General features: G+C 65.4%; 27 protein-coding genes. 20 read left to right on the top strand and 7 right to left on the bottom strand.

Translation table 11 applies throughout. The features are described 5' to 3' along the window. Positions 1-349: 349 nt before the first annotated feature. On the top strand, positions 350-1,483 hold the full coding sequence (locus SSQG_RS15450; RefSeq protein ID WP_003990721.1) for a dipeptidase: 1,134 nt from the start codon (positions 350-352) through the stop codon (positions 1,481-1,483). Positions 1,484-1,505: 22 nt separating this feature from the next. Here the strand turns inward: SSQG_RS15450 and SSQG_RS15445 are convergent, their stop codons facing one another. Beyond that, positions 1,506-1,898: a VOC family protein gene (locus SSQG_RS15445; protein WP_003990720.1), complete on the bottom strand. Its 393-nt coding sequence runs from the start codon at positions 1,896-1,898 to the stop codon at positions 1,506-1,508. Positions 1,899-1,912: 14 nt separating this feature from the next. Then, complete coding sequence (locus SSQG_RS15440) at positions 1,913-2,284, bottom strand: VOC family protein (protein WP_003990719.1); 372 nt, start codon at positions 2,282-2,284, stop codon at positions 1,913-1,915. Positions 2,285-2,400: 116 nt separating this feature from the next. Here SSQG_RS15440 and SSQG_RS15435 point away from each other — a divergent pair, with 116 nt between their 5' ends. After that, positions 2,401-2,910, top strand: a complete 510-nt coding sequence (locus SSQG_RS15435) for a CGNR zinc finger domain-containing protein (RefSeq protein WP_003990718.1) — start codon at positions 2,401-2,403, stop codon at positions 2,908-2,910. Positions 2,911-3,035: 125 nt separating this feature from the next. Here SSQG_RS15435 and SSQG_RS15430 read toward each other — a convergent pair whose 3' ends face one another. Next, a complete protein-coding gene (locus tag SSQG_RS15430) occupies positions 3,036-4,379 on the bottom strand; it encodes a UDP-glucose dehydrogenase family protein (protein ID WP_003990717.1) in 1,344 nt (447 codons plus the stop codon). A 188-nt stretch (positions 4,380-4,567) separates the two neighbouring features. Between SSQG_RS15430 and SSQG_RS15425 the strand changes: the two genes are divergently transcribed. Further along, positions 4,568-5,725 carry an acyl-CoA dehydrogenase gene (locus SSQG_RS15425; RefSeq protein WP_003990716.1) on the top strand — a complete coding sequence of 386 codons (1,158 nt, stop codon included), beginning with the start codon at positions 4,568-4,570 and terminating at the stop codon, positions 5,723-5,725. Positions 5,726-5,924: 199 nt separating this feature from the next. On the opposite strand, the gene SSQG_RS15420 is transcribed toward SSQG_RS15425, so the two are convergent. Further along, positions 5,925-7,100 (bottom strand): tyrosine-type recombinase/integrase, encoded by a 1,176-nt coding sequence (locus SSQG_RS15420; RefSeq protein ID WP_003990715.1) that lies wholly within the window; start codon positions 7,098-7,100, stop codon positions 5,925-5,927. A gap of 146 nt (positions 7,101-7,246) precedes the next feature. On the opposite strand from SSQG_RS15420, the gene SSQG_RS15415 reads away from it, so the two are divergent. From SSQG_RS15415 to SSQG_RS15390, 11 genes are all read left to right on the top strand, one after another. Beyond that, positions 7,247-7,789: a hypothetical protein gene (locus SSQG_RS15415; protein WP_003990714.1), complete on the top strand. Its 543-nt coding sequence runs from the start codon at positions 7,247-7,249 to the stop codon at positions 7,787-7,789. Between the two features lie 30 nt (positions 7,790-7,819). Further along, entirely contained in the window at positions 7,820-8,038 is a 219-nt protein-coding gene (locus tag SSQG_RS39190) for a helix-turn-helix domain-containing protein (protein ID WP_338117257.1), read from the top strand. A gap of 166 nt (positions 8,039-8,204) precedes the next feature. Further along, entirely contained in the window at positions 8,205-8,705 is a 501-nt protein-coding gene (locus SSQG_RS41375) for a hypothetical protein (protein ID WP_003990712.1), read from the top strand. 439 nt (positions 8,706-9,144) lie between these two features. Then, complete coding sequence (locus SSQG_RS41370) at positions 9,145-9,315, top strand: hypothetical protein (RefSeq protein WP_158681049.1); 171 nt, start codon at positions 9,145-9,147, stop codon at positions 9,313-9,315. A gap of 17 nt (positions 9,316-9,332) precedes the next feature. Then, positions 9,333-10,043, top strand: a complete 711-nt coding sequence (locus SSQG_RS15410) for a hypothetical protein (RefSeq protein WP_003990711.1) — start codon at positions 9,333-9,335, stop codon at positions 10,041-10,043. A gap of 66 nt (positions 10,044-10,109) precedes the next feature. Then, a complete protein-coding gene (locus SSQG_RS15405) occupies positions 10,110-10,454 on the top strand; it encodes a hypothetical protein (protein ID WP_003990710.1) in 345 nt (114 codons plus the stop codon). A 267-nt stretch (positions 10,455-10,721) separates the two neighbouring features. Next, positions 10,722-11,318: an HNH endonuclease gene (locus tag SSQG_RS39185; protein ID WP_244299134.1), complete on the top strand. Its 597-nt coding sequence runs from the start codon at positions 10,722-10,724 to the stop codon at positions 11,316-11,318. A 245-nt stretch (positions 11,319-11,563) separates the two neighbouring features. Then, positions 11,564-12,334 carry an Lsr2 family DNA-binding protein gene (locus SSQG_RS15395; RefSeq protein ID WP_003990708.1) on the top strand — a complete coding sequence of 257 codons (771 nt, stop codon included), beginning with the start codon at positions 11,564-11,566 and terminating at the stop codon, positions 12,332-12,334. A 155-nt stretch (positions 12,335-12,489) separates the two neighbouring features. Then, complete coding sequence (locus tag SSQG_RS41365) at positions 12,490-12,741, top strand: hypothetical protein (RefSeq protein WP_158681047.1); 252 nt, start codon at positions 12,490-12,492, stop codon at positions 12,739-12,741. Continuing rightward, positions 12,738-13,058 (top strand): hypothetical protein, encoded by a 321-nt coding sequence (locus SSQG_RS42710; protein WP_052310288.1) that lies wholly within the window; start codon positions 12,738-12,740, stop codon positions 13,056-13,058. The genes SSQG_RS41365 and SSQG_RS42710 overlap by 4 nt, the downstream gene beginning before the upstream one ends. A gap of 33 nt (positions 13,059-13,091) precedes the next feature. Continuing rightward, positions 13,092-14,054: a hypothetical protein gene (locus SSQG_RS15390; protein WP_003990706.1), complete on the top strand. Its 963-nt coding sequence runs from the start codon at positions 13,092-13,094 to the stop codon at positions 14,052-14,054. Positions 14,055-14,146: 92 nt separating this feature from the next. On the opposite strand, the gene SSQG_RS41360 is transcribed toward SSQG_RS15390, so the two are convergent. Both SSQG_RS41360 and SSQG_RS15380 read right to left on the bottom strand, forming a co-directional pair. Then, complete coding sequence (locus tag SSQG_RS41360; RefSeq protein WP_039932797.1) at positions 14,147-14,635, bottom strand: hypothetical protein; 489 nt, start codon at positions 14,633-14,635, stop codon at positions 14,147-14,149. A 712-nt stretch (positions 14,636-15,347) separates the two neighbouring features. After that, the gene (locus SSQG_RS15380) at positions 15,348-15,623 is read right to left on the bottom strand and encodes a hypothetical protein (RefSeq protein WP_039932794.1); all 276 of its coding nucleotides are present in this window, start codon (positions 15,621-15,623) and stop codon (positions 15,348-15,350) included. 390 nt (positions 15,624-16,013) lie between these two features. Here SSQG_RS15380 and SSQG_RS15375 point away from each other — a divergent pair, with 390 nt between their 5' ends. The 6 genes from SSQG_RS15375 to SSQG_RS15345 all read left to right on the top strand — a co-directional run bounded on the left by SSQG_RS15375 (position 16,014) and on the right by SSQG_RS15345 (position 19,947). Then, positions 16,014-16,268 carry a hypothetical protein gene (locus SSQG_RS15375; RefSeq protein ID WP_003990703.1) on the top strand — a complete coding sequence of 85 codons (255 nt, stop codon included), beginning with the start codon at positions 16,014-16,016 and terminating at the stop codon, positions 16,266-16,268. Next, the gene (locus tag SSQG_RS38205) at positions 16,178-16,813 is read left to right on the top strand and encodes an HNH endonuclease signature motif containing protein (RefSeq protein ID WP_338117255.1); all 636 of its coding nucleotides are present in this window, start codon (positions 16,178-16,180) and stop codon (positions 16,811-16,813) included. Before SSQG_RS15375 ends, SSQG_RS38205 begins: the two co-directional genes overlap by 91 nt. An 802-nt stretch (positions 16,814-17,615) precedes the next feature. Further along, positions 17,616-17,870, top strand: coding sequence for a hypothetical protein (locus tag SSQG_RS15360; RefSeq protein ID WP_003990700.1), 255 nt, complete (start codon positions 17,616-17,618; stop codon positions 17,868-17,870). Then, a complete protein-coding gene (locus SSQG_RS15355; protein WP_039932792.1) occupies positions 17,842-18,357 on the top strand; it encodes a DUF6879 family protein in 516 nt (171 codons plus the stop codon). The genes SSQG_RS15360 and SSQG_RS15355 overlap by 29 nt, the downstream gene beginning before the upstream one ends. A gap of 14 nt (positions 18,358-18,371) precedes the next feature. Then, positions 18,372-19,220, top strand: coding sequence for a helix-turn-helix domain-containing protein (locus SSQG_RS15350; protein ID WP_003990698.1), 849 nt, complete (start codon positions 18,372-18,374; stop codon positions 19,218-19,220). Between the two features lie 361 nt (positions 19,221-19,581). Further along, a complete protein-coding gene (locus SSQG_RS15345; protein ID WP_003990697.1) occupies positions 19,582-19,947 on the top strand; it encodes a four-helix bundle copper-binding protein in 366 nt (121 codons plus the stop codon). Between the two features lie 106 nt (positions 19,948-20,053). On the opposite strand, the gene SSQG_RS15340 is transcribed toward SSQG_RS15345, so the two are convergent. After that, the gene (locus tag SSQG_RS15340; protein WP_039932789.1) at positions 20,054-21,355 is read right to left on the bottom strand and encodes an LCP family protein; all 1,302 of its coding nucleotides are present in this window, start codon (positions 21,353-21,355) and stop codon (positions 20,054-20,056) included. Between the last annotated feature and the right edge of the window lie 161 nt (positions 21,356-21,516).

Genomic DNA, 21,516 nt, shown 5'->3' with positions numbered 1-21,516 from the left:
CCGCCCACGTACGTCCACTCCCGCTCGCGCGTCTCGTCGGGCGGCGCCCCGAGCCGCGCGATCACCCGGGCCATCCGGCACGCACCTCCCGGAACACACCCGCGTGTCCGGTGCGGCGCGCACATGCTGCGGATATGCCAACCCGCGAGCCGCTCGACGAGCGCCGGGACCCTCCGCCCGCGCCACACCCCACCCGGTCCGCTCCGGCGGCACCCTGGACGAGGTGAGCGAGGCGGCGCGGCCGCCCTGAGCGCGCCTTCCGCCGTACTCCGAACGCCCCGCCCACCAGGTACAGCCCCACGCTCCGTGCGACGGTGACGGTACTGCACGAGGACCGTACGGAGCCCCCATGGCAGACCTCCAGAACGACCTGCGCCCCAGCGCCACAGCCGGCGATCTAGACGATCTGGCCGAGCCGTACCCCGACGACGGCGTCATCACGGCCGAGTCCTACGAGCCGGTCTCCGACCCGGACGACGCGCCGATGGTCCGGGCCCACGCCATCCTCGCCGCCCACCCCGTCGCCGACGGCTACAACGGACTGCCCTGGGCGCTCAAGCGCCTGTCCTACTACGACCTGGAGCTCGGCGAGGGCACCGTCGGCACGGACGTGCCCCGGCTGCGCGGCGGTCATGTGGGCGCGCTGTTCTGGTCGCTGCACCTGCCCGAGGGGTTCGACGGCGACCGGGCCGTCGGCGCCACCCTGGAGCAGCTGGACCTGGCCAAGACCGTGGCCCGGACCTGCGACGACGGGCTGCGGCTCGCCGCCACGGCCGGGCAGGTCGCGGACGCGCGCAACTGCGGCCGGGTCGCCGTGCTCCTCGGCCCCGCCGGAGCCCCGGCCATCGGCGACTCGCTGGGCATCCTGCGCCAGCTGCACCTGCTCGGTCTGCGGGCGCTGACGCTGACCGGTGTCTCCTGGGCGAGCGAGGCGGGGCTGACCCGGTTCGGCGAGGAGGTCGTGCGCGAGATGAACCGGCTCGGTGTGATCGCGGACCTCTCCGGCGCGTCCGCGCAGACCATCCGCCGTGTCCTGAGCCTCTCCCGGGCGCCCGTGCTGTGCAGCCGCTCCGCCGCCCGCGCCATCCGGCCTCACCCGGTCAACCTGCCCGACGAACTGCTGGCGGAGCTGGGCGCGGCCAAGGGGCTGTGTCTGGTGCCGCTGACCGCCGAGCAGACCGGCCCGAGCGTCCGCGACGTCGCCGACCACCTCGATCACATCCGGGCCGTGGCCGGAGCGCGGTGCGTGGGCCTGGCCGGCACGTACGACGCCGGCTCGGCCCACCCGCAGGAGCTCGGCGACATCTCCTGCTATCCGCGGCTCATCGCCGAGCTGCTGCGACGCGGCTGGGAGGAGGCCGATGTGGCCCTCCTGACCTGGGGCAACGTCCAGCGGCTGCTGCGCGGCACGGACTTCACGGCCCGCGCCGCCCGGCAGCGCCGCGCACCGTCACCGGCGAAGATCTCGGAGCTGGACGGGTGAGCGTCCCGCCCGCCCGGCCGGATCAGCCGTGCTCGATCCGGCACAGGCAGAACGGATGCCCCACGGGGTCCGCGTAGACCCGGAAGTCCTTCTTCTCGTAGTCCTCCTTGTCCAGTACCCGAGCCCCCAGCGCCAGCACCCGCTCCTCGGCCGCGTCGATCTCCTCCCAGGTCGAACCACCGTCGAAGTCCAGGTGGAACTGCTGGGCGTTGCGGTCCGAGCGGGGCCACTCCGGCGGGGAGTAGCCGGGCGAGCGCTGGAAGGCGAGCCGGGGCCCGCCGGGAATCCGCAGCACCACCCAGTCGGGGTCGTCGTCCTCGGGGGTGCCACCCCCGACCTGCGCGTAGAAGCGGGCCAGTTCGCGCGGATCGGGGCAGTCGACGACCACGGAACGGAAACGTGCCACTGCGGACATGGGGCCTCCAGGGGTCAACAGGCACAGAGACAGAACGGGTGCCCGGCCGGGTCGGCGTAAACCCGGAAGGACCGCGACCGGTCCTCCGCGTCCAGGGGCTTCGCACCGAGCGCCAGCACGCCCTTCTCGGCCGCGTCCAGGTCCTCCACCTCCAGGTCGAGGTGGAACTGCTGCGAGTGGTCCGGCGAGGGCCACCGCGGCGGTACGAACCCGGGGGCGGCCTGGAAGGCCAGCGGCGTGCCGCCCGGCACCTTCAGGTCGACCCATTCGTCCTCCCCGTCGCTCTCCACCGTCGGTGTGCCGCCGAGCACCTCGGCGTAGAAGGCGGCCAGTGCGTGTGGGTCGGGACAGTCCAGGACGACGACACCCAGCTTGGCGAGAGCCATGACTTCCTCCTCGAAGTCGCTGTTACCTTCGGATCCGGGTAACCGGTAACCGTTACTGCATGATCCCGCAATGGCGGTAACCTCGCAAGGGAATACGCGAGAGGTACGGTCCAGCCATGACGGAGAGATCACCCGCGCCCGGCGGCCTGGCCCTGGTCGAGGCCCTGGTGAACACGCTGGACATCGAGTCGGGCGCCGACTCGCTGGACACCGCGGAGGGCCGGGCCCGGTTCGGGATCACCCGGGACGGGGAGGCCGAGCAGGCCCGGGTCCTGCGCGAGTCACTGCGTGCGGTCCTGCTCGCCCACGCCGGTCACCCGCCGCACCGCGAGGTGACCCCGCTCGGGGACCTGCTGGCCGGCACGCCCCTCGTCGTCACGGTCGACACCACGGACGGCTCGGCCGCCCTGACCCCCGCCGACGACCGCCCCCTGCCCGCCCGGGTGGCCGCCGCCGTCGCCGAGGCCCTGGTCGCCGGCACCTGGACCCGGCTCAAGGCGTGCGAAGCCGCCGACTGCCACTGGGCCTACTACGACCGCAGCCCGGCCGGCCGCGGCCGCTGGTGCTCGATGCAGGTGTGCGGAGCCCGCGCGAAGATGCGCCGTTACCGGGCGAAAGGGGCGTGACCCGCCCGCGTGAGGGCCCGGTGGGGCAGAATGCACGTGACGCCGGTTCGGCCGACTGAGCCTCGGCCGAACCGGCGTCACCCTTCTCAGACGCCTTCAGGCATCTTCCGGCGTTCCAGGCACGTTCAGGCCCTGGGCCGACCCATCGCCCGGTACGTCCAGCCGGCCTTGCGCCAGCGCTCCGGGTCGAGGGCGTTGCGGCCGTCGAGGACGACCCGGGCCGCCGCGACCTCGCCGAGGGCCTCGGTGTCCAGCTCGCGGAACTCCCGCCACTCCGTCAGATGCAGCACGATGTCGGCCCCGCGCACGGCCTCCAGCGCCGTGTCGGCGTAGCCGAGGGTCGGGAAGACGCGGCGGGCGTTGTCCATGCCCTTGGGGTCGTAGACCGTCACCTGGCCGCCCTGGAGGTGGATCTGCCCGGCGACGTTCAGCGCGGGGGAGTCCCGGACGTCGTCCGAGTCGGGCTTGAAGGTCGCGCCCAGCACGGCCACCCGCTTCCCCAGGAACGGCCCGCCGCCCAGCGCCTGCCGGGTCAGCTCCACCATCTGCCCGCGCTGGCGCATGTTGATGGAGTCGATCTCCCGCAGGAACGTCAGCGCCTGGTCCGCGCCCAGTTCGCCGGCGCGTGCCATGAACGCCCGGATGTCCTTCGGCAGACAGCCACCGCCGAAGCCGATCCCGGCCCGCAGGAACTTCTTCCCGATCCGGTCGTCGTAGCCGATGGCCTCCGCCAGCTTGGCGACGTCACCGCCCGCGGCCTCGCACACCTCCGCCATGGCGTTGATGAACGAGATCTTCGTGGCGAGGAAGGAGTTCGCCGAGGTCTTCACCAGCTCGGACGTCGGGAAGTCGGTGACCACGAACGGCGAACCCTCGGCGATCGGCGTGGCGTACACCTCCCGCAGCAGCTTCTCGGCCCGCTCACTGCGCACGCCCACCACGAGCCGGTCCGGGTGCAGCGTGTCGTCGACGGCGAAACCCTCGCGCAGGAACTCGGGGTTCCAGGCCAGCTCGGCGTCCTCACCGGCGGGCGCGTGCGCGGCCAGGTAGGACGCCAGCCGGTCGGCGGAGCCGACGGGCACGGTCGACTTGCCGACCACCAGGGCCGGACCGTGCAGATGCGGGGCGAGGGACGCGATCGCCGCGTCGACGTACGACATGTCACACGCGTACTCGCCGTGCCGCTGCGGAGTGTTCACACAGACGAAGTGCACGTCCCCGAACGCACCGACCTCGGCCCAGTCCCGCGTGAAGCGCAGCCGGCCGCTGGAGCCCTCGATCCCGGCGACATGCCGGCGCAGCAGTTCGTCGAGCCCCGGCTCGTACATCGGGGCCTCGCCGCGCTCCAGCTTCTCGATCTTCTCGGGCACGACGTCGAGGGCGAGCACCTCGAAGCCGAGCTCGGCCATGGCCGCCGCGTGTGTCGCGCCGAGATAACCGGTGCCGATCACGGTGATCTTCAGGGCCATGGGTGCTCCAGGGGTCTACGGCATGTGGTGCGCGCCCGAGCATAGCCGGGGCATGGGAAGGCGCTTCACTGGGCAACTTCTCCGCTGTCGTCTAGCTCACGTATCACTCCCGGGGACGACCCCATAAACTTTTGATTACTTAACGGTAGTTAGCGTCAGCATCGCAGCGTTTTGGAGCGTGAGAGACCTTGGCCGGATCGGCTGACTTCGACCTGTACCGCCCGTCCGAGGAGCACGACATGCTCCGTGACGCCGTCCGCTCGCTGGCCGAGGCGAAGATCGCGCCGTACGCCGCCGCCGTGGACGAGGAGGCCCGCTTCCCGCGGGAGGCGCTCGAGGCGCTGGTCGCGAACGACCTGCACGCCGTGCACGTGCCCGAGGAGTTCGGCGGCTCCGGCGCCGACGCCCTGGCCACCGTCATAGTGATCGAGGAGGTCGCACGCGTCTGCGCGTCCTCCTCCCTCATCCCGGCGGTGAACAAGCTGGGCTCGCTCCCGGTGATCCTCTCCGGCTCCGAGGAGCTGAAGAAGAAGTACATGTCCCCGCTCGCCAAGGGCGACGGCATGTTCTCCTACTGCCTCTCCGAGCCCGACGCCGGTTCCGACGCCGCCGGCATGAAGACGAAGGCCGTCCGCGACGGCGACCACTACGTCCTCAACGGCGTGAAGCGCTGGATCACCAACGCCGGCGAGTCCGAGTTCTACACGGTGATGGCCGTCACCGACCCCACCAAGCGCTCCAAGGGCATCTCGGCCTTCGTCGTCGAGAAGTCCGACGAGGGCGTCTCCTTCGGCGCCCCCGAGAAGAAGCTCGGCATCAAGGGCTCCCCGACCCGCGAGGTCTACCTCGACAACGTCCGCATCCCCGCCGACCGCATGATCGGCGAGGAGGGCACCGGCTTCGCCACGGCGATGAAGACCCTCGACCACACCCGCATCACCATCGCCGCCCAGGCCCTCGGCATCGCCCAGGGCGCGCTGGACTACGCCAAGGGCTACGTCCAGGAGCGCAAGCAGTTCGGCAAGCCGATCGCCGACTTCCAGGGCATCCAGTTCATGCTCGCCGACATGGCCATGAAGATCTCGGCCGCCCGCGCCCTGACCTACCAGGCCGCCGCCGCCTCCGAGCGCGGCGACGCCGACCTGACCTACCTGGGCGCCGCCGCCAAGTGCTTCGCCTCGGACGTCGCCATGGAGGCCACCACGGACGCCGTCCAGCTGCTCGGCGGGTACGGCTACACCCGCGACTACCCGGTGGAGCGCATGATGCGGGACGCCAAGATCACCCAGATTTATGAAGGCACGAACCAAGTTCAGCGGATCGTGATGGCAAGGAACCTTCCCTAGCAGGGTTTTTGCAGGTCAGGAGCTGTTTCGAGGGTCCGCAGGGAGACCTTCGGCTTTCTGCCCGTTGCGGCCCGATCAGAGGCGTTCCTGGGCGTCATGCTGGGGGAATCCTGGGCGGAAGCCGGACTGCAAACAGCCACTGACCTGCACAAACAACACAGCCCCCGGCGCGACGCCGGGGGCTGTTGTCGTACACGGATCAGGCGACCTCTGATGCCTCCGTCGGGTCGTCGGCGCCGGGTGTCAACATCGTCGCGATGGCCGCCCGGCCACGCTGCTCGGCCCCTTCGAAGATGTAGTGGTAGTGCTCCCTCAGCACGTCCGTACTGCTGTGGCCCATCCAGTCGGCCACATCGTTCTCGGGGACTCCGGCGTACAGCAGTCGCGACCCGTAGTAGTGCCGGAGTGAGTGGGCCTTGCAGTACTTCACCTGTCCCTTGCCCAGAGCCTCCATCCAGATCTTCGGATAGAAGTACGACGCGTAGAGGTAGCCGGTCCGCGTCACGTTGGGGAAGAGAAGCCGCTCCGGCCCCCATACGCCGTGGTTCTTGATGTGCCGCCGAAGCTCGAAGGCGACATTCGGCGGGAGGGGGACGGAACGCCCTGGCTCGCCTTCGTCGCGAGCCTTGATGTGCCGACGCTGGATGGCGCTGTTCTTGCCCGACTCGGTGGCTCCGTCCTCCGCAATCTGGAAGTCGACCCGAAGCGTCTCGGCCTTGAAGTCGATCTGATCGCGGGACACCGCCATGGCCTCACCCAGCCGCAGGCCGCACCCAGCCATGAGCCACAGCATCGCGCGGTAACGCGGAGGGGCGGCATCCAGCATCGCCAGGACTTCCCGCGTCGTGAGCCGCCTTGCGGTGCTCTTCTGCTCCCGGATCTCTTTGGCGCGGCTTCCGGCGCCCTTGACCTTCTTGCACGGGTTCCGGCCGATGATCTCGTTAACGACAGCCCAGTCCATCATCCCGGAGAAGAACGAGAATCGCTGACGGCGTGTGCGGGCGGAGAGCTTCCGGTCCTGCTCCATCCACAAGAGCCACTGCTCAACGTCTGCGACCTTCAGGGACACGATGGAACGGGCCTTGAAGAACGGCTCAATGGTCGTGTTGAGGATGGACCGGTACTGCTTCTTGGTGCTGTTCTCCAGCTTCCTTTGATTGGTCCACTGCTCCCACACGGCCGTCACGGGCTGCTTGCCCAAGCGGTCGTCCAGGTAGGTCCCGGCGTCGAGTTCCTGTTCCTTGCGCTTGCGCTGGTCATCAGCCCGCTTCTTGGTCTCGAACGTCTTCTGTCGTTGCTTGCCGTCCGGGTCGTACCAGAACGTCGTCCACTTCTTCGGGTCGTCCTTTGACCGCGCGACCCATGCCCTTGCCACTGAAGCGGCCCCCTCCTGCTGCTGCCGACGTACGGGCCCGCCCCGCCGTCGCGCCGGTCACTCCCCGGCGTCTTCAAGTTTGCGCATTGACCACCCGGGGTTGTCAACACAGGGTGGAACCCCCTGGGTGTGTTAAGTTGAGTGATATGGAAGCGGATGACAGCGGGTTCGAGATCACTCAGCAGCAGGGCGCCTGGGCGGTCCGCATGTGGTGGCCCGTGGGGCCGGTCAACGGGGGGCCGCAGCGGATCACCATCGAGCCGGCCGAAGATGCCCCTGCTCGCGAGGTGGCGCGGGGCATCTCGACCACTGTCCTGCGCAGGCTCGATGTAGCCGCAGCCCTGGAGTTGGCCAAGCAGGCTCCCGAAGCCCAGCGAACGTTGGAGGAGGTGGCAGGGAAGCTGAATGGGATGGGAGAGGCGGCGGGGCTCGCCCTGGAGGGCGAAGGCGTCTCAGAGCGGTACTTGGCCTTGCTTGTTGCCACGTACACCGCCATGGCGGATTTTGGGGCTCCTGCGCCCATTCCGTGGCTGGCACGGCTCATCGGCCGGCGACCTGAGACGGTGAAGGATCACCTGAAGCGGGCCAGAAGGGACGGCTTCCTGACCACAGTTGCCGGTAAGGCGGGTGGAGAGTTGACGGACAAGGCCACAGCAGTACTTGAGGAAATGCCTGAAGCAGGTAGCTAAGGCGGCTGAACGACCTAGCACTTCATACGCATGAGCCCCCGAGGGTCTTCGGGGGCTTTCTTGTTTCTTGGAGGACGGATGGCGCTAGCCAAGCTGATGACCGTTGATGACGTAGCCGACTATCTCAACAAGCCCCGTTCCTGGGTGTACGGGAACTGGAAGGCCGAACAGATCCCGTTCCGGAAGGTAGGACAGTCCCTCCGCTGCCGACCGGTCGACTTGGAAAAGTGGCTGGACGACCAGAACTGAAGAACCGCGAGAAGCGAACGCCCCCGAGGCAAACCGGGGGCTTTTCTGTTTCCGACGTGAGGATGGAATGGCAGCAGTAGAAACGAAGCGCGTTCAATTGGTCTGCGCATGGTGCAAGGAGGAATGGACGTTCCTCCGCCCCAAAGGGAGGCGAGGGGCAAACCCGGTGACGAATCCCAATCACCCACAGTGCGGCGTGAAGCGACAGAACCAGAACCGCGCTATCCGTCGCCAACAAGAGCGTCAGGGAATCGCCTACGAAGCGTGGAACATCCGCCCACCGGCCAAAGCGGACAACCTGACAGTGCAGGAAGAATCCGTCCGACAGGATGTTGTCGAACGGCCTTGGTGGCGCAGTTGCCCGTCGACAGATCTCGATGAGGGAAATCATCGTTACCTCTGGGATGAGTGGCGGAGCGAGGACAAGACCGACGTAGACAGCATCGTCATGTACTCGAACGAGGAAGACCGGAAGACAGTAGAGAGATGGTTTCAGGACAGCCGGGCCGCCAAGATAGGGGACTACCTGGGGCAGACAGCGAGACGGGACCGGAAGATAGCCGTCATCGGATCCGCTCGCCCTTGGAGAGAGGCGAACCTACCTGGGGCACTCCTGTGCACGAGGGGGACGGTGGAACGCATGGAACCGTTCGGCATGGGCGAGTGAGGACGGGCCCTGTCCGATTTTTTATAGGAGTGAGGGAGCTTTCCCTTGGAGTTGGCGTTCACTGGGCGGTGAACCGTCGACGCGGACGAGAGTCCGGGCCTGTCTGAAGTCCAGAGCATGTTGTGAAGGTGCTCGAATGCAGCTCTGCGGATACCTGCCTGTGAGACACAGCAGTGACAACACAGAGTCAGTCCCACACCCTGTGAAGTAAATGTGCGGGGTAAGGGACCTGTCTTCTCTTACGTTGTCCTGTTGTGAGTTATAGGGCCGCCTCAGAGCGGCCCTTCTCTCTACTACATATTCTTCTCTCGTTAAGTTCCCTAGGAGGTGTCGCAATGAGCGACGCAGAACCGATTTCCGAGGCCATGCCGGCCGTCAGAGTTGAAGGACCGTGAGAGTAAATCCCCCGGGATTTAACGAATAGCCAAGGAGAAGAACGATGAGCAATGACCCAATGCACGCAATGATCCGAGACGAAATTCTGAAAGTGATGCAGGAGGCCGGGCCCGCGCAGTACACGCGGGACGATCTCGCCCACATGTCGCCGGAGCAGATTGCCCAGGCCCGACGCGAGGGCCATTTTGACGACCTACTGTTCGGCCGTATCTGACATCTGAGGAGCCACGTATGACTATTACTCACAAGGGATTTGACCTGTCTGCATTCCAGCTCTCTGACGAGACTCTGGAACTGATTCACAAGCGTGACGAGCTGGAGGAACGCCACCGCAAGTACAGAACGGAGAATGCGGATTGCGCTCGTCAGTATATCGATGACAGCCACGGCCACGTGTCGCGTGATTACTACGTTCCCGCATTGCGCAGAGCGGATAGGGAACTCAGGGAGCAGGAGATGCAGGCCGTAGCCGACGGCCGACCGCTTCCCGATCGGGATGAGTATCTGGCCGAGGTCCGTTCGAGAGTCAAGGAGTATGAGCGGGTAGAGCCTGCCCTAGCCCGTGCTGTGGAGCAGGCCGAGTCCGCAGTAACAGGCGCCATCGTGAAGGAGCTGCCGGAACTGGCCCGCCAGGGGTTCGAACAGTCTGAGCGGGCACTCAAGCAGTACCGGGCCGCAATCGCCAAGGCGGAAGTGGCACGGGCACAGTTGACAGACAGCGTCAGCCGTTTCCTGTGGGCCGTAACCGGCGCAGAGCTGACCCGGCCGAAGTGGCGCGGCTTCTCTGGGGCGCTCGGGGAAGAGGTGAACGCCTGGCGGACCACATCAGACGGTCGACTCACGTTCGAGAGCGCCAAGGACCTGGGGATCATCGATCCGTATCGAGGCAACCTGGCTGAGTGTGATGGCTTCATTGCACCGCCCGAGGAAGATGCAGCCTGACAATTTTTGCCGAACCGGCCCCCTGCACGCAGCAGGGGGCCTTTGTTTTGCTTGAGAGGTGATGAGATGCCGAAGTTCCGAAACCCGAACAGTCCCCATTCCAGATATAAGGGGCTGGTGGAACTGCCTTCCGACCACGGGCTCCCCGTGCCTGACATGCCGGCCGTCCGGGACTGGACGGAGGCTGAACGGGATCAATGGCGGCAGTGGTGGGAGTCTCCGCAAGCCGCCATGTGGGACGAGTCGTTCATCCCGACCGTGGCTGTGATGCTCACCTACTTCGGCAAGATCCTTGATGGCACTGCCACCAGCACTCATCAGATGGAGTTCCGTCACCTTGCCGGGGCCCTGGGCCTCACCGCAGAGGGTATGAAGCGACTTGGGTGGGCATTTGAGGGCGATGCCGAGTGAGCGCCCGCCGCACAGCGAAGGCCGGGGCCGCTGAGACTCGTGGTGGTGTGCATCGTCCCGGCTTCGAATGCCCCTGGACTGAGCCTCAGTGTCCAGCCTGCCTCCAGGAGTTCGCTGTTCACGTCGGTTGGGCTGTGACCGGCGAAGCTCGCCCATGGGGTGAACGCTTGAGACACATCGGGTCGCGCTGCTTCGAGTGCTGTCAAGGCCCCTGACTCGTTGTCAGTGGCAGCCGCTACAGTCCGATGCACCGATTTGGGAGGGGCGTTGGGCAGGAAGCGCAAGAAGTTCGACACCTGGTTTCAACTCATGATCCTCATGGCCAACGAGGGAAGGTGTGTTTACTGCGACGCCGCGAAGTCGGAGGTCATGGATCACGTAATACCATTCGCTCACGGCGGTGCGGATAACTGGAAGAACCTGGTCCCTGCTTGCAAAAGATGCAACCAAGAAAAGGCAGACAGGTCCGTTCTCACGTGGATTGCAGACCGCGTCTCGCGAGGTGGCTGGTACAAGCAAATTTCTATGGGGAGCACACCGCATGGCGAACAGGGACTTGAATGGCTTAATGGGCAGATCGACTACGTCTACCAGAACATTAATGCCCTTCTGGTCGGGGCCTACGAGGAAATAGGGGACGCGCAACGGCGTGATTGGTTCTTTGATGGCTTTTGGTCGACCGGAAGGGGCAGTTTTGCCCTGTCATGGGGAAGGACGCTCGCCGAACGCGACATTCAGGAGGCCAAGCAAGCGGGGTACCCCAAGCGGCCTGAGCCGCCCAAGAAACGCTACAGAATTGTCCGAGACGTTATAGGGAAGGTTCTGGAGGAGATCCCCGGGGATGGCGACCAGGGGATCTCGTAATCTGATTGGCAAACGCGGTCGAAGAACGGCACCCCCGGTGGGTCCTTTTCAATCGAATTCCAGCATTACCCCCGGTTTCATCATGCATTCAATTCAAATTCGATCCATTCTTTGCAATCAGTTCGAAATCTTGGAGTGATCGTTCCGGGATGGGTTTTCTTTGAATGGATGAGAGATTAGAGACGTAGGTAGACGTCAGGTGGCGGGCCGATATCAGTCGACTCTCAAGGCAAAGGAAGCGGGCAATGCGCAAGACGGTTGTAGTCGAAATCGAGAAGACGTTCTGCGATGCGTGCTTGCGCAAGGGCGAGGAGGCGGAGGCGACCGAGCTTCTGTCTCTGGCCACCTCTGTCGAGGGTGCCTCTGACCGTGCGTGGGACCTCTGCCTCACCCACAGTGTCACCTTCGGTCGCTACCTCATAGACACCCTCGGCATGGGTGACGGCACTGTGCCTCAGGCCGCTGCCCCTGTGTCCGTGCCTGAGGTGGATGAGCGCCAGGACGTGACCGAGGCTGAGCCTGAGGCCGTTGCTGAGCAGCCTGCTGAGGCTGCGCCTGTAGCTGAGGTGGAGCGCAAGGGCAGTGTCGTTGTGGCTGGCCTGCCTGATGACTACGACGTGAGCGACTACCGCACGGCCTTGACGAACCTGGGCTACAAGACGGTGCACAAGGCGCAGGGTGACACCGTGGGCATCATCGTGGGCACCAACGGGGCCAACGCCATTGGCAAGCTGCTGGACGCCAGTGAGAAGACACTCCCGTGCCTGGACACGATTGAGCAGCCGGGCGCAGTCAGGGCCGCTGTCTCGGCCGGTGTGCTGACGTTCCCTCACTCTGTGCCTGCTGTGGCCAAGGTCTACGCCGTTCGCAGCACTGAGCCTGAGGCCGGTAGCCCGGAAGCGATCCGGGCCTGGGCCAAGCTCAACGGTGTGCCCTGTGCCTCGAAGGGCCGGATCAGCAGCAAGATCCGGGAGGCTTACAAGGCGGACCTGGCGGGAAAAGCGTCGGCGGCCTGAGGAAGTCTGAGAACGGGGCCGCGGTAGTGGCGGCCCCCGCTCCCAAGAGGGTCGCTCGCAAGCACCCAACGCCCAAGGACACGACCGTATGGCGGTCGGCCCGGGGCAGCCTCCCCACCAAGCCGAGCCGTAAGGCGTTCTCCGCAGGCTCCTGGGTGAAGTGGACCGGCACAAATGGCCGTGACTACCAGGGGATCGTCTCGACCGACCGGGCCACGCTTCATCAGGTCACTGGTGAGGTGGCGACGGGAAGCAGGTCGGCCCGGGTGAAGGTCGTGATCATTCCGGCCGATGGCTCAGACGCTCTCCCGCTGGCACTGCCGAATGCGAACCACTGGAAGGCAGAGGCCAAGCAGGCCGGCCGATGGATTCAGGTACAGCGAATGGATATGGAGGGGGCAGCGTGAGCACGCAGGTTGAGCTGTACGGCCCGGTCGGTGAGGCCGTGAGGACGGTTGCTCCCAAGGTCGAGACCGATCCGGTCGGCATCTACATGGCGACCCTCAGCCTGTGGTCCGCTGCCATCAGTGGCACGGTCACGGTGGAGGGTCGTGCCCCCCTCGTGTGGTCCGCCCTGGTGGCCAAAACGGGACGCGGTAAGGGCACTGCCCTCCGTGCGGCCAAGCACATAGCAGGGCCGGGCCTCGGCCGGTTCCTGGATACCCACACTGCCTCTGGCCTTACCTCGGGGGCCTCCCTGGTGAACGCCCTCTATGAGGCCTAGGAGGCGTCTGCCGAGACTGAGCACGGCACCGACGTGCGCCTCTTTGTGGAAGAGGAGGAGTGGCAGGAGACGCTGAGGCGAGTGAAGAGGGACCCTAGCTTCACGGGCAAGCTGCGGTTGGCCTGGGACGGTTCCGTGCTGCGGAACACGACCAAGGAAGGCCCTCAGGAAGTGCGTGACCCGCGCATGGTCATGCACACCCATTGCACCCCGTCTGACTGGAACAAGTACGTTAGTGCCGATGAGGCCGCGGGCGGCTCGTACAACCGCATCCTGCCTGTGATCCTGGGCGGGGCCCACCTGATCCGGAAGCGGTCGGCCCTGCCTCATGTCGACCCGTTCTCTGAGGCGTACACCTGGGCCACGGCCAAGCCTCGCGTCATGGTCATGGACGCCTGGGCTGAAGACCTCTTCTACGTGATCCGTCGTTACGGCTCCATTCTCAGTGAGTCCCTGCCTGAGGTTGAAGCTGCGATGATCCAGCGCACGGCCGAGCAGACGCTCAGGGTCGCGGCCTGCCTCGCAGCGGCCGACATGACCGAGGTGATTACGGAAGACATCCTCTTGGCTGCGTTCTCTCTGGTGCGCCGTTCCGTGCGTGACGTCCTGGTGCTCACCCGTGGGCAGGCGACTGCCGCCAAGGCGCCCGTGAGGACGCTTGAGGAGAAGGTTCGGGAGCGCATTGCCAGCCTGGGAGGTAAGGCGTCCTCCAGTGATCTGCTGCCGTTCCTTCGAGTGTCCAAGGCTGCTGTGGAAGCCATCCCGGCCGTCGTGATGACTCAGGCCCGCAACGGGAAGCAGGGCCGCCCGGTTACGTTCTACTCGTTCGGGGAAAAGCAGCGGCCGGCCAGCTCGGAGAGCAGCAAGCAGCAGGCTGCCTCATCTAGGGTGGCCGCCGCAGTCAAGGCCACACCCAAGCGGATCACCGTTCGCATCCCTGCCCAGACCGCGCCTGTGGAAGTGCAGGCTGATAACCCGTTTGCTGCCTTGATCTAGTGACGCTCGGATGTAAGGCCCCCGCTACGGCGGGGGCTTTCCTCATTTTTCAAGGTACATATGGCGCCCATGGTGACCTGGGGCAGTGCGGCTTACCTACCTCGCAGCGCGGCATATTTATGCATCTCGGTGTCGAGATTCTTAGCGATACGTTTCAGTTCATGAGAGAATGGATTGCGCCAGTTATCAATATCATGTTCGATTTTCACTCCGTGACTGGAAAGCCTTTCCAGGCTGGTCCGAAGCTCAGCAACAAGCTCCCGATGCCTATCCGGTTCAACAGCCCAGGTCTTCACTACCTCATTGGCGATCGGCAATGCCTTTGCCAGCTCAAGGTGCGCACGCTTAATCCGCTTACGCTCCTCTTCAGCACCCCTCAGTTCAACGGCACGATCCTCGTCCATCTTGACGTGCCGGAGCTGTTGCCTCTTCTCCCGGTCACCCTTCATGATCTCGACGCGGTGCCGGAGATCGTCAACCCAGATCATGGTTGCCTCAAGCGAGGCTTTCCGCCAAGCCGTGACCATTCCGGCAGCGAAGCCGAAGACAAGCGTGCTGATGAGTCCGGCCCAGTCGACCACGTGCCCCCCTTTTGCGCAGTCAGAGTGTGCAGGAATCCTACTCCCGAGCCCTGACAGTGCGCTTGCCTCTTGGCGAGAGACATGGGCCTACCCCTGCCAGCCACGGGGGACATCTTGCAGGGGCTCGGAGGTGTCAGCCGTGTAGCCGTCAAAGTGCGTCTAGGCCGACTTCGGCGCGCACATCAGGTTGCTACTCGTTCCGCACCACTATGGCGAAGGACGTGCAGAGGCGCCGGAAGCCGCCATGTCCGGTCCGGCCGGTATGGCTCGTGCACTCGACATGAACGGCGGCCCTGTCCGTCGACCGGGGGGGGGGCCTGCCAGCCGCATTCGTATGTCGGGACTCGGTCTCGAAGGTCACGTCAGTGTCCGGGTGCTGGGTGATCTTGCGTTCGATCTAGGAAAGGACGGAACGGGGCATCACCGGCAAGTGAAGCCCAGCGAGAGGCCGAAGCATCCACCGGCTTAAGCCGGTGCGGGGCAGGCTGCAGAGTCACTAGCAAGTGGAACAGGCTTGATAGCTAACCGACTACAAGGTTCCTCAGCAGAGTTGGGAGGGCTGACGCGGAAACAAAGAAAAGCGCCCGGCTGCCTCATGGCAACCGGGGGCGATTCTTTTATTTCCCTCAAAACCCGAGGTAGACCCCTCTACCGCGGGTTGAGAGATAATGAACCCGCCCCCCAGGGGGCGGGCCCTTTTTCGTTTCACGCCTCAGCGTCGAGGAGGCTTCCTCTTCGCCTGACCCTTGATGACCTTGACCGGGGGGAACTGCACGCTAATGAGGCCGTTACGGCGCTTTACGACCTCCACCCGGATCGGACGCTCGGGGAGGAGGTTGAAGGTGGCCGCTGCGCGGATGTCTCCACTCTCGTCCCACGCAAAGGAGCGGTCTTCGGCGTTCTTGAACAACTCGATCATGCCCTTGAACGCCAAGTCCATGACCACGCCCTGCAAATTCCTAGGCATGCCTTCCATGCTGATGGGCATCAGCTCTTCCCCCCGAAGATCGGAACCTTGACGACCGTAAAGTTCGTGCGGTGCTCGGCCACTAGGAGCCGCTTCCTGGTCTCCGCCGCCCTCGCACTGTAGGACACCACGGAGCGGACGCGCTGCCCGTTCGGCCCACTCCACCTTGCCGGTCTCTCGTCAAGGTGTGGCAGGCCCGTCCTGCAGGGACGGACCCCTCGGAGAGACAGACCGTCCGGGGATGGTGCCAGGAGTGGGGAGCGCCGTCTTCACGAGCCTCCTCTACTCGTTCACCAATTAAGCACTTATGATCGGCGACCACACGAACCATGTGGGGGGTACATCTACACGCAAACGACACAGGGCCGGCGCCCTCTGCGAAGACTGGTCGACCGCTACGGCTGGCCGAAGGTGCTTCTCGTCGCCTGCATCATCGGCGCCTCGGGCGGCTGGATCAGCTCGCACATCAACCACAACGACGGGCCGCCGGCCTGTGCGAAGCGGTGGGCTGGCGTGTCCGGCGTAAGTAACGCGGACGCGAACAAGATGGTCGAGTGTGACGACCAGATCGACAAGTGGTGCGCGAAGAACCACCCGGAAGACCCGGACGGCTGCTCCAACAACATCACCATCGACGGCGACGCTCGCAACGTCGGCAAGGGCTGAAGCTGGTGTTCCTCAAGAGTCGGAGACGTCGACAACACCGTCTTTGGGTGTGGTTGTGCGTCCTTGAGGCCAACGACGGTTGCTGTGTGTACTGCGGCGGGGCCTCAGAGACCATGGATCACGTCATACCGTTCTCTGACGGGGGAGCCGACGACATGTCGAACCTCGTGCCGGCCTGCCACCGTTGCAACCGGCAGAAGGGCGACAAGACTCCGGCTGAGCTGTACATCGGATGGGATCTGCGCCACCGGTGGAGCGGGAAGGGCACAGCCCAGAAGTCAGACACAAGCGGCTTGAGCCTTCGGGACATGTACCTGTCTATACATGAAGGAGTGCTGGGTCTGCTCGATGACCTCGACAAGGTTGCAGCCGAGATAGCAGACCGGAGACGTCGGGACTGGTTCCTCTGGGCCTCGCCCTGGACTTACCACTATGACCTGGGTATCAACTACTACCGCAAACGCTTCGCTGAGGAGATTCAAAAGGCCAAGGCGGAGGGGTGGCCGGACAACCGTCCCGAATCGGTCAAGAAGAGGAGTGCCTAAACAAAGACAAGCCCCGGCCCGACGGCCGGAGCTGACTGAGCGCCGCCGCCCGTACCGGGCGGGAGTCAAGGTCCCCCACACTGCGCCAGGGGCTTTACTCGGCGCGAACGACCATGGCGAACGAGGTCCTGATACGTCGGAAACCGGCGTGACCGGAGCGCCCGGTGTGGCTCATGCACTCCACATCGACAGACGCCGACTCGGTGGAAGGTGTCGCCTTCCACTTGCAGTGCAGGCACTCAGCCTCAAAGGTCACGTCTGCATCCGGGTGCTCGGTGATCTTGTGCATCACGTACCGCATCGCCGTTCTGATGCTCACAGCCCGCCCCTACGGCTCCGCGCGTTGGCCTCGGCAACTCTGCTGCTCAGTCCCTCTGTCGGCCCATTCGGCGGGGTCTTGTAGTCAGGACACTTCGGGCTCCCGCACTCGCACCGGGGCCAGCGCAGGGCCGAACCTGGCGCCATGTCGGCGCCTTCGGGGCCAGGATCGCTCTTATGCACCATGAGCACGCCGCCTACGCCGAATGCGTCGGAGAGACGGGAGAGGAACTGTCGGGCCTCACTGCTGCCCAGATGATCAGCCGGTTCGCTACCCCGCGGCCTGCTTTCGCCCATCACACCGTGCCCTCCCGATCGTTTCCGCGTCGATGTGCCGACCGTAGGAAGTGGCGACTGTCGGGCTCCACAAACTTGCACGAGCTTGCATGTCAATTCTCGTAGCTGGTAGCCATATTGACGCTGTCTCTACAGGTCAACGAAGCTGATGCAAGCCCGAGCAAGCACCTAGACCAGGGAGCCAGCCATGGCCGTAGAGTTCATTGGAATCGACCCCGACACGGACCGGGACCACTGCCCCACCGTGTGGGCCGACGCCGAAGCTCAGGAGATCTTGTTGCAGGGGTGGAAGCCGAACACCGAGACTCAGGCGGACTGCGAGGCAAGCAGCCCCGCGAACGGTCCGGTGCCCGACAGCGAAGCCATCGTGAGGATTCCGGCCCGGATGATTCCGATGATCAGGGAGGCGTGTGATGCCGTCGAGCGTGCCCAGCTTCGCTGAGCTGCTTGGCCAGTGCGAGCGGTCCGCCGTCCACCTGGAGCTGCGCGACTCCTACGCGCCAACGGATCGGTTCGAGGCATGGAAGCGGGGGGAGCGGATCAACTGGGAGGACCGCGAATCCTGGTGGCACCCCTACGACCAGTTGATCGCGGACACCGTGGCCCGGGGTGTGGTGATCCGCCGGGCACGGGTGATCTCCGAGCCAGTATCGGACTACATCCGGTGGGAGCACTACGTCACACGCGCCAACATCACGGCCGGTGAGGAAGTGCGGTGGTTGCCCCGGCGACGGGCCACGAGCATCCCTCTGCCAGGGAATGACTTCTGGCTGTTCGATGGTGCGCTGCTCCGGGTGCATCACTTCTCAGGTGACGGTGCGGTGGTGGAGGACGAGATTACGGCGGACCCAGAAGCCGTGAAGCTGTGCTCCGCCGCCTTCGAAGCGGTTTGGGAGCGAGCGATCCCGCACCACCTGTACAAGATCTGACGAAAGCCAGCTCCGTGCCCACACACCCGTCCTCACGCGTTCAGCAGGCCCGCGAAGAGCTGGCCGGCCGTCTGCATGAGATCCGGAAGGATGCGGGGATCAGCGGGCGGGAGCTGGCCGTCAGGTGCGGTTGGTCAGAGTCGAAGTCATCCAGGATCGAGAACGCGAAGACGCCTCCCTCCGATAGGGACATCAGAGCGTGGTGCCGAGCCTGCGCCGCTGATGATCAGGTCCCCGACTTGATCGCGGCTAACAGACAGTCCGCCGATGCTCACGTGCAGTGGAAACGACTCCAGCGGAGCGGCCTACGTCGCCTGCAAGAGTCCACAGGCGATCTGTACCAACAAACCAAGCTATTCCGGATCTACGTCTCCGACGTGATTCCCGGATTCCTCCAGACGCCCGGATACGCCACTGCCCTGCTGTCATCCATCGCAGACTTCCGAGGAACCCCGGATGACGTGAGTGACGCTGTGGCGGCCCGCATGAGGCGTAACGGAGTGCTGAGCAATGGCACACGCCGGTTCTCGTTTGTACTGGAGGAGTCCGTGTTGCGGTACCGGCTGTGCAGCGCAGAGACGATGGCAGCGCAGCTTGGTCATCTGCTCGGGGTCATGGATCTCCAGAACGTTGCCGTGGGGATCGTCCCGTTCTCGACCCAGCGGACTATGTGGCCGATGCCCACCTTCACGATCTTCGACGCCAGCAGGGTGCACGCGGACACGCTGGATGCTGCTACCACCCTCACGCAGCCAAGCCAGGTCGAGCTGTACGCCCGAGCCTTTGACCGGCTCTCACAGGTGGCCGCGAGGGGAGCAGCGGCACGTTCCCTGATAGCGGATGCGGTGGCCTCCCTCACGTGACAAGCGATGTCGGTGCACCCCTCGGTAGTGATCATGGGGAAATGCTGGGGGAGTACCTCCTGAAGGGTATGTTCGTGCAGGTCAACGCCATATGACCTGTAAAGCACGCAGATATACGAGGGCACCAACCAGGTGCAGCGCATCGTCATGGCCCGCAACCTGCCGTAAGGCCGCCCCGCTTCACCGGTCGCCCTCCTGCCCGTCCGGCCAGGAGGGCGATCCGCGTTTCGCCACGGTGTCCAACCCCGCGCCCGCCGAGCGGATTAGGTCCTTCCGCCCCGTGGCGGTCGGGGCCGGGCAGGCGTAGGACGGAAGACACGGGGGCCGGCCCCGGCCCTCGCCGTCTCCCCGGGAGGAAGCCATGACCCAGCAGCCCGCCACCACGGCCCCGCTGAGCAAGGAGATGCAGGACTGCGTCCAGGCGTGCATGACCTGCCACGGCGTGTGCGAGGAGACCATAAGCTCCTGCCTGCAGATGGGCGGCCCGGCCCAGATGCAGATCATGCGTGCCGTCATGGACTGCGCCGAGATGACGCGCATGTGCGCCGACATGATGATGCGCCGCTCGCCGCTGTCCGCCGAGATGTGCGCGATGTGCGCCCGCGCCTGTGACATGTGCGCCGAGGCGTGTATGTCCATGCCGGACGACGACCAGATGATGCGCTGCGCCGAGGCGTGCCGCCGCTGCGCGGACACGTGCCGCTCGATGTCGGCCACCACGATGTGAGCACCGGCTCATGCCGGCCGGATCACGCCGGCCGGCACACGGCAAGCCGACCGGCTCACGGCAGAGGGGGCACCCCACGGGGTGCCCCCTCTGCGCTGCCCGGTGCTCACTTGCTCGAGACGGTGACCTTGTCGTCGTTCTTCAACTCGTTCACCAGGGTCTTCACCTTCGTGGTGTCCCACTGGAGGTTGCCGTTCCCGGAGTTGCCCGCGATCGGCATGTTCATGGACTTGCCCTCGCCGCCACTGACGCCCTTCATCGCCCAGAACATGTCGGCCAGGTCGAACAGGCCCATGTCCTTGTCGACCACGAGGGAGTCGAGGCCGGCGCCCATGGTCGGGTAGAGCTTGAACGGGTTGAGGACCGTGCTCGGGGTGGCGACCTGGCTGGCGAGTGCCGAGAGGAACTTCTGCTGGTTCTTCGTACGGTCCAGGTCGGAGCCGGCGAGCGCGTAGCGGGTGCGGACGAAGGCGAGGGCCTGCTCGCCGTTGAGGGTCTGCTTGCCCTTTTTGAAGTCCGCGCCGGACTTGGTGTCCTTGATGTCCTGCGGGATGTCCATCTCGACGCCGCCGACCGCGTCCACGATGTTCGCGAAGCCGCCGAAGCCGATCTCCACGTAGTGGTCGATGTGCAGGCCCGTGTTGGACTCGACGGTACGGACCAGCAGTTCCGGGCCGTCCTCCGCGTACGCGGCGTTCAGCTTCGTCTGGCGGCCCGTGGCCGGGTAGAGCTTGCCGGAGTCGGAGCCCTTGTAGGACGGGATCGTGACGTTCGAGTCACGCGGCAGCGAGACCAGCGTCGGGGCGCCGCTGCCGGTGTGCAGGATCATCATCGAGTCCGTGCGCTTGCCCTCGGCGGACCCGGTGTGCAGCTTCTTCTTCTCCTCGGCCGACATGCCCGCACGGCTGTCGGAGCCGACGATCAGGTAGTTCGTGCCCTCGCCCGCCTCCGGCCGGTCGATGACCTTCGACAGGTCGACGTCGCGGTTGAGCTTGGAGTCGGCCCAGAAGTACGTGGCGACGCTCGTCACGACCAGCACCGTCGCCAGCGTGATGACCGTCACCTTGATGCGGCGGCGCCAGTTGGGCGCGGGGCGCGGCTCGTACAGGCCGTCGTCCGGTCCGCCGGGGCCTCTGCCACCGGGCGAGCCGTAGACCTGGCCGGTGTTGTAGCCGCTGTCGTAGCCGCCCGGCGGCTCGGCGTATCCGCCGTCGACGTACGACGGCTGCTGCGGTACTCCGCCGACGTACTGCGGCGCACCGCCGTAGCCGGCCTGCCCGGGCGACGCCGCCGGACCGCGGCGGACCTGCCGCATGACACGGGCGCTCTCGGGCTGTGAGCTGGAGCTGCCGCGTCCGTACCGGCCGCCGCGGTTGTCGCCGGACCATCCCTCGGGCCAATCATTCATGCGGCCCAGTGTGCAGGTCTCCGTAGTGCGCCATACAAGAGTCGTCGGAAAATCAGAGCACGGCTGTGGCGAAGCTGACACAAATCCCCCTCATATGGCGACGGCATAAGGGGTGCTTTCACTATGAGCGCGCGACCCGGGCGGGCATAGTGAAAGCGCCC

Origin of the sequence: Streptomyces viridochromogenes DSM 40736 (assembly GCF_000158955.1) — a bacterium.
In the GTDB taxonomy this organism is placed as follows: domain Bacteria; phylum Actinomycetota; class Actinomycetes; order Streptomycetales; family Streptomycetaceae; genus Streptomyces; species Streptomyces venetus.
This window is presented reverse-complemented; position numbering and strand designations above follow the sequence as displayed.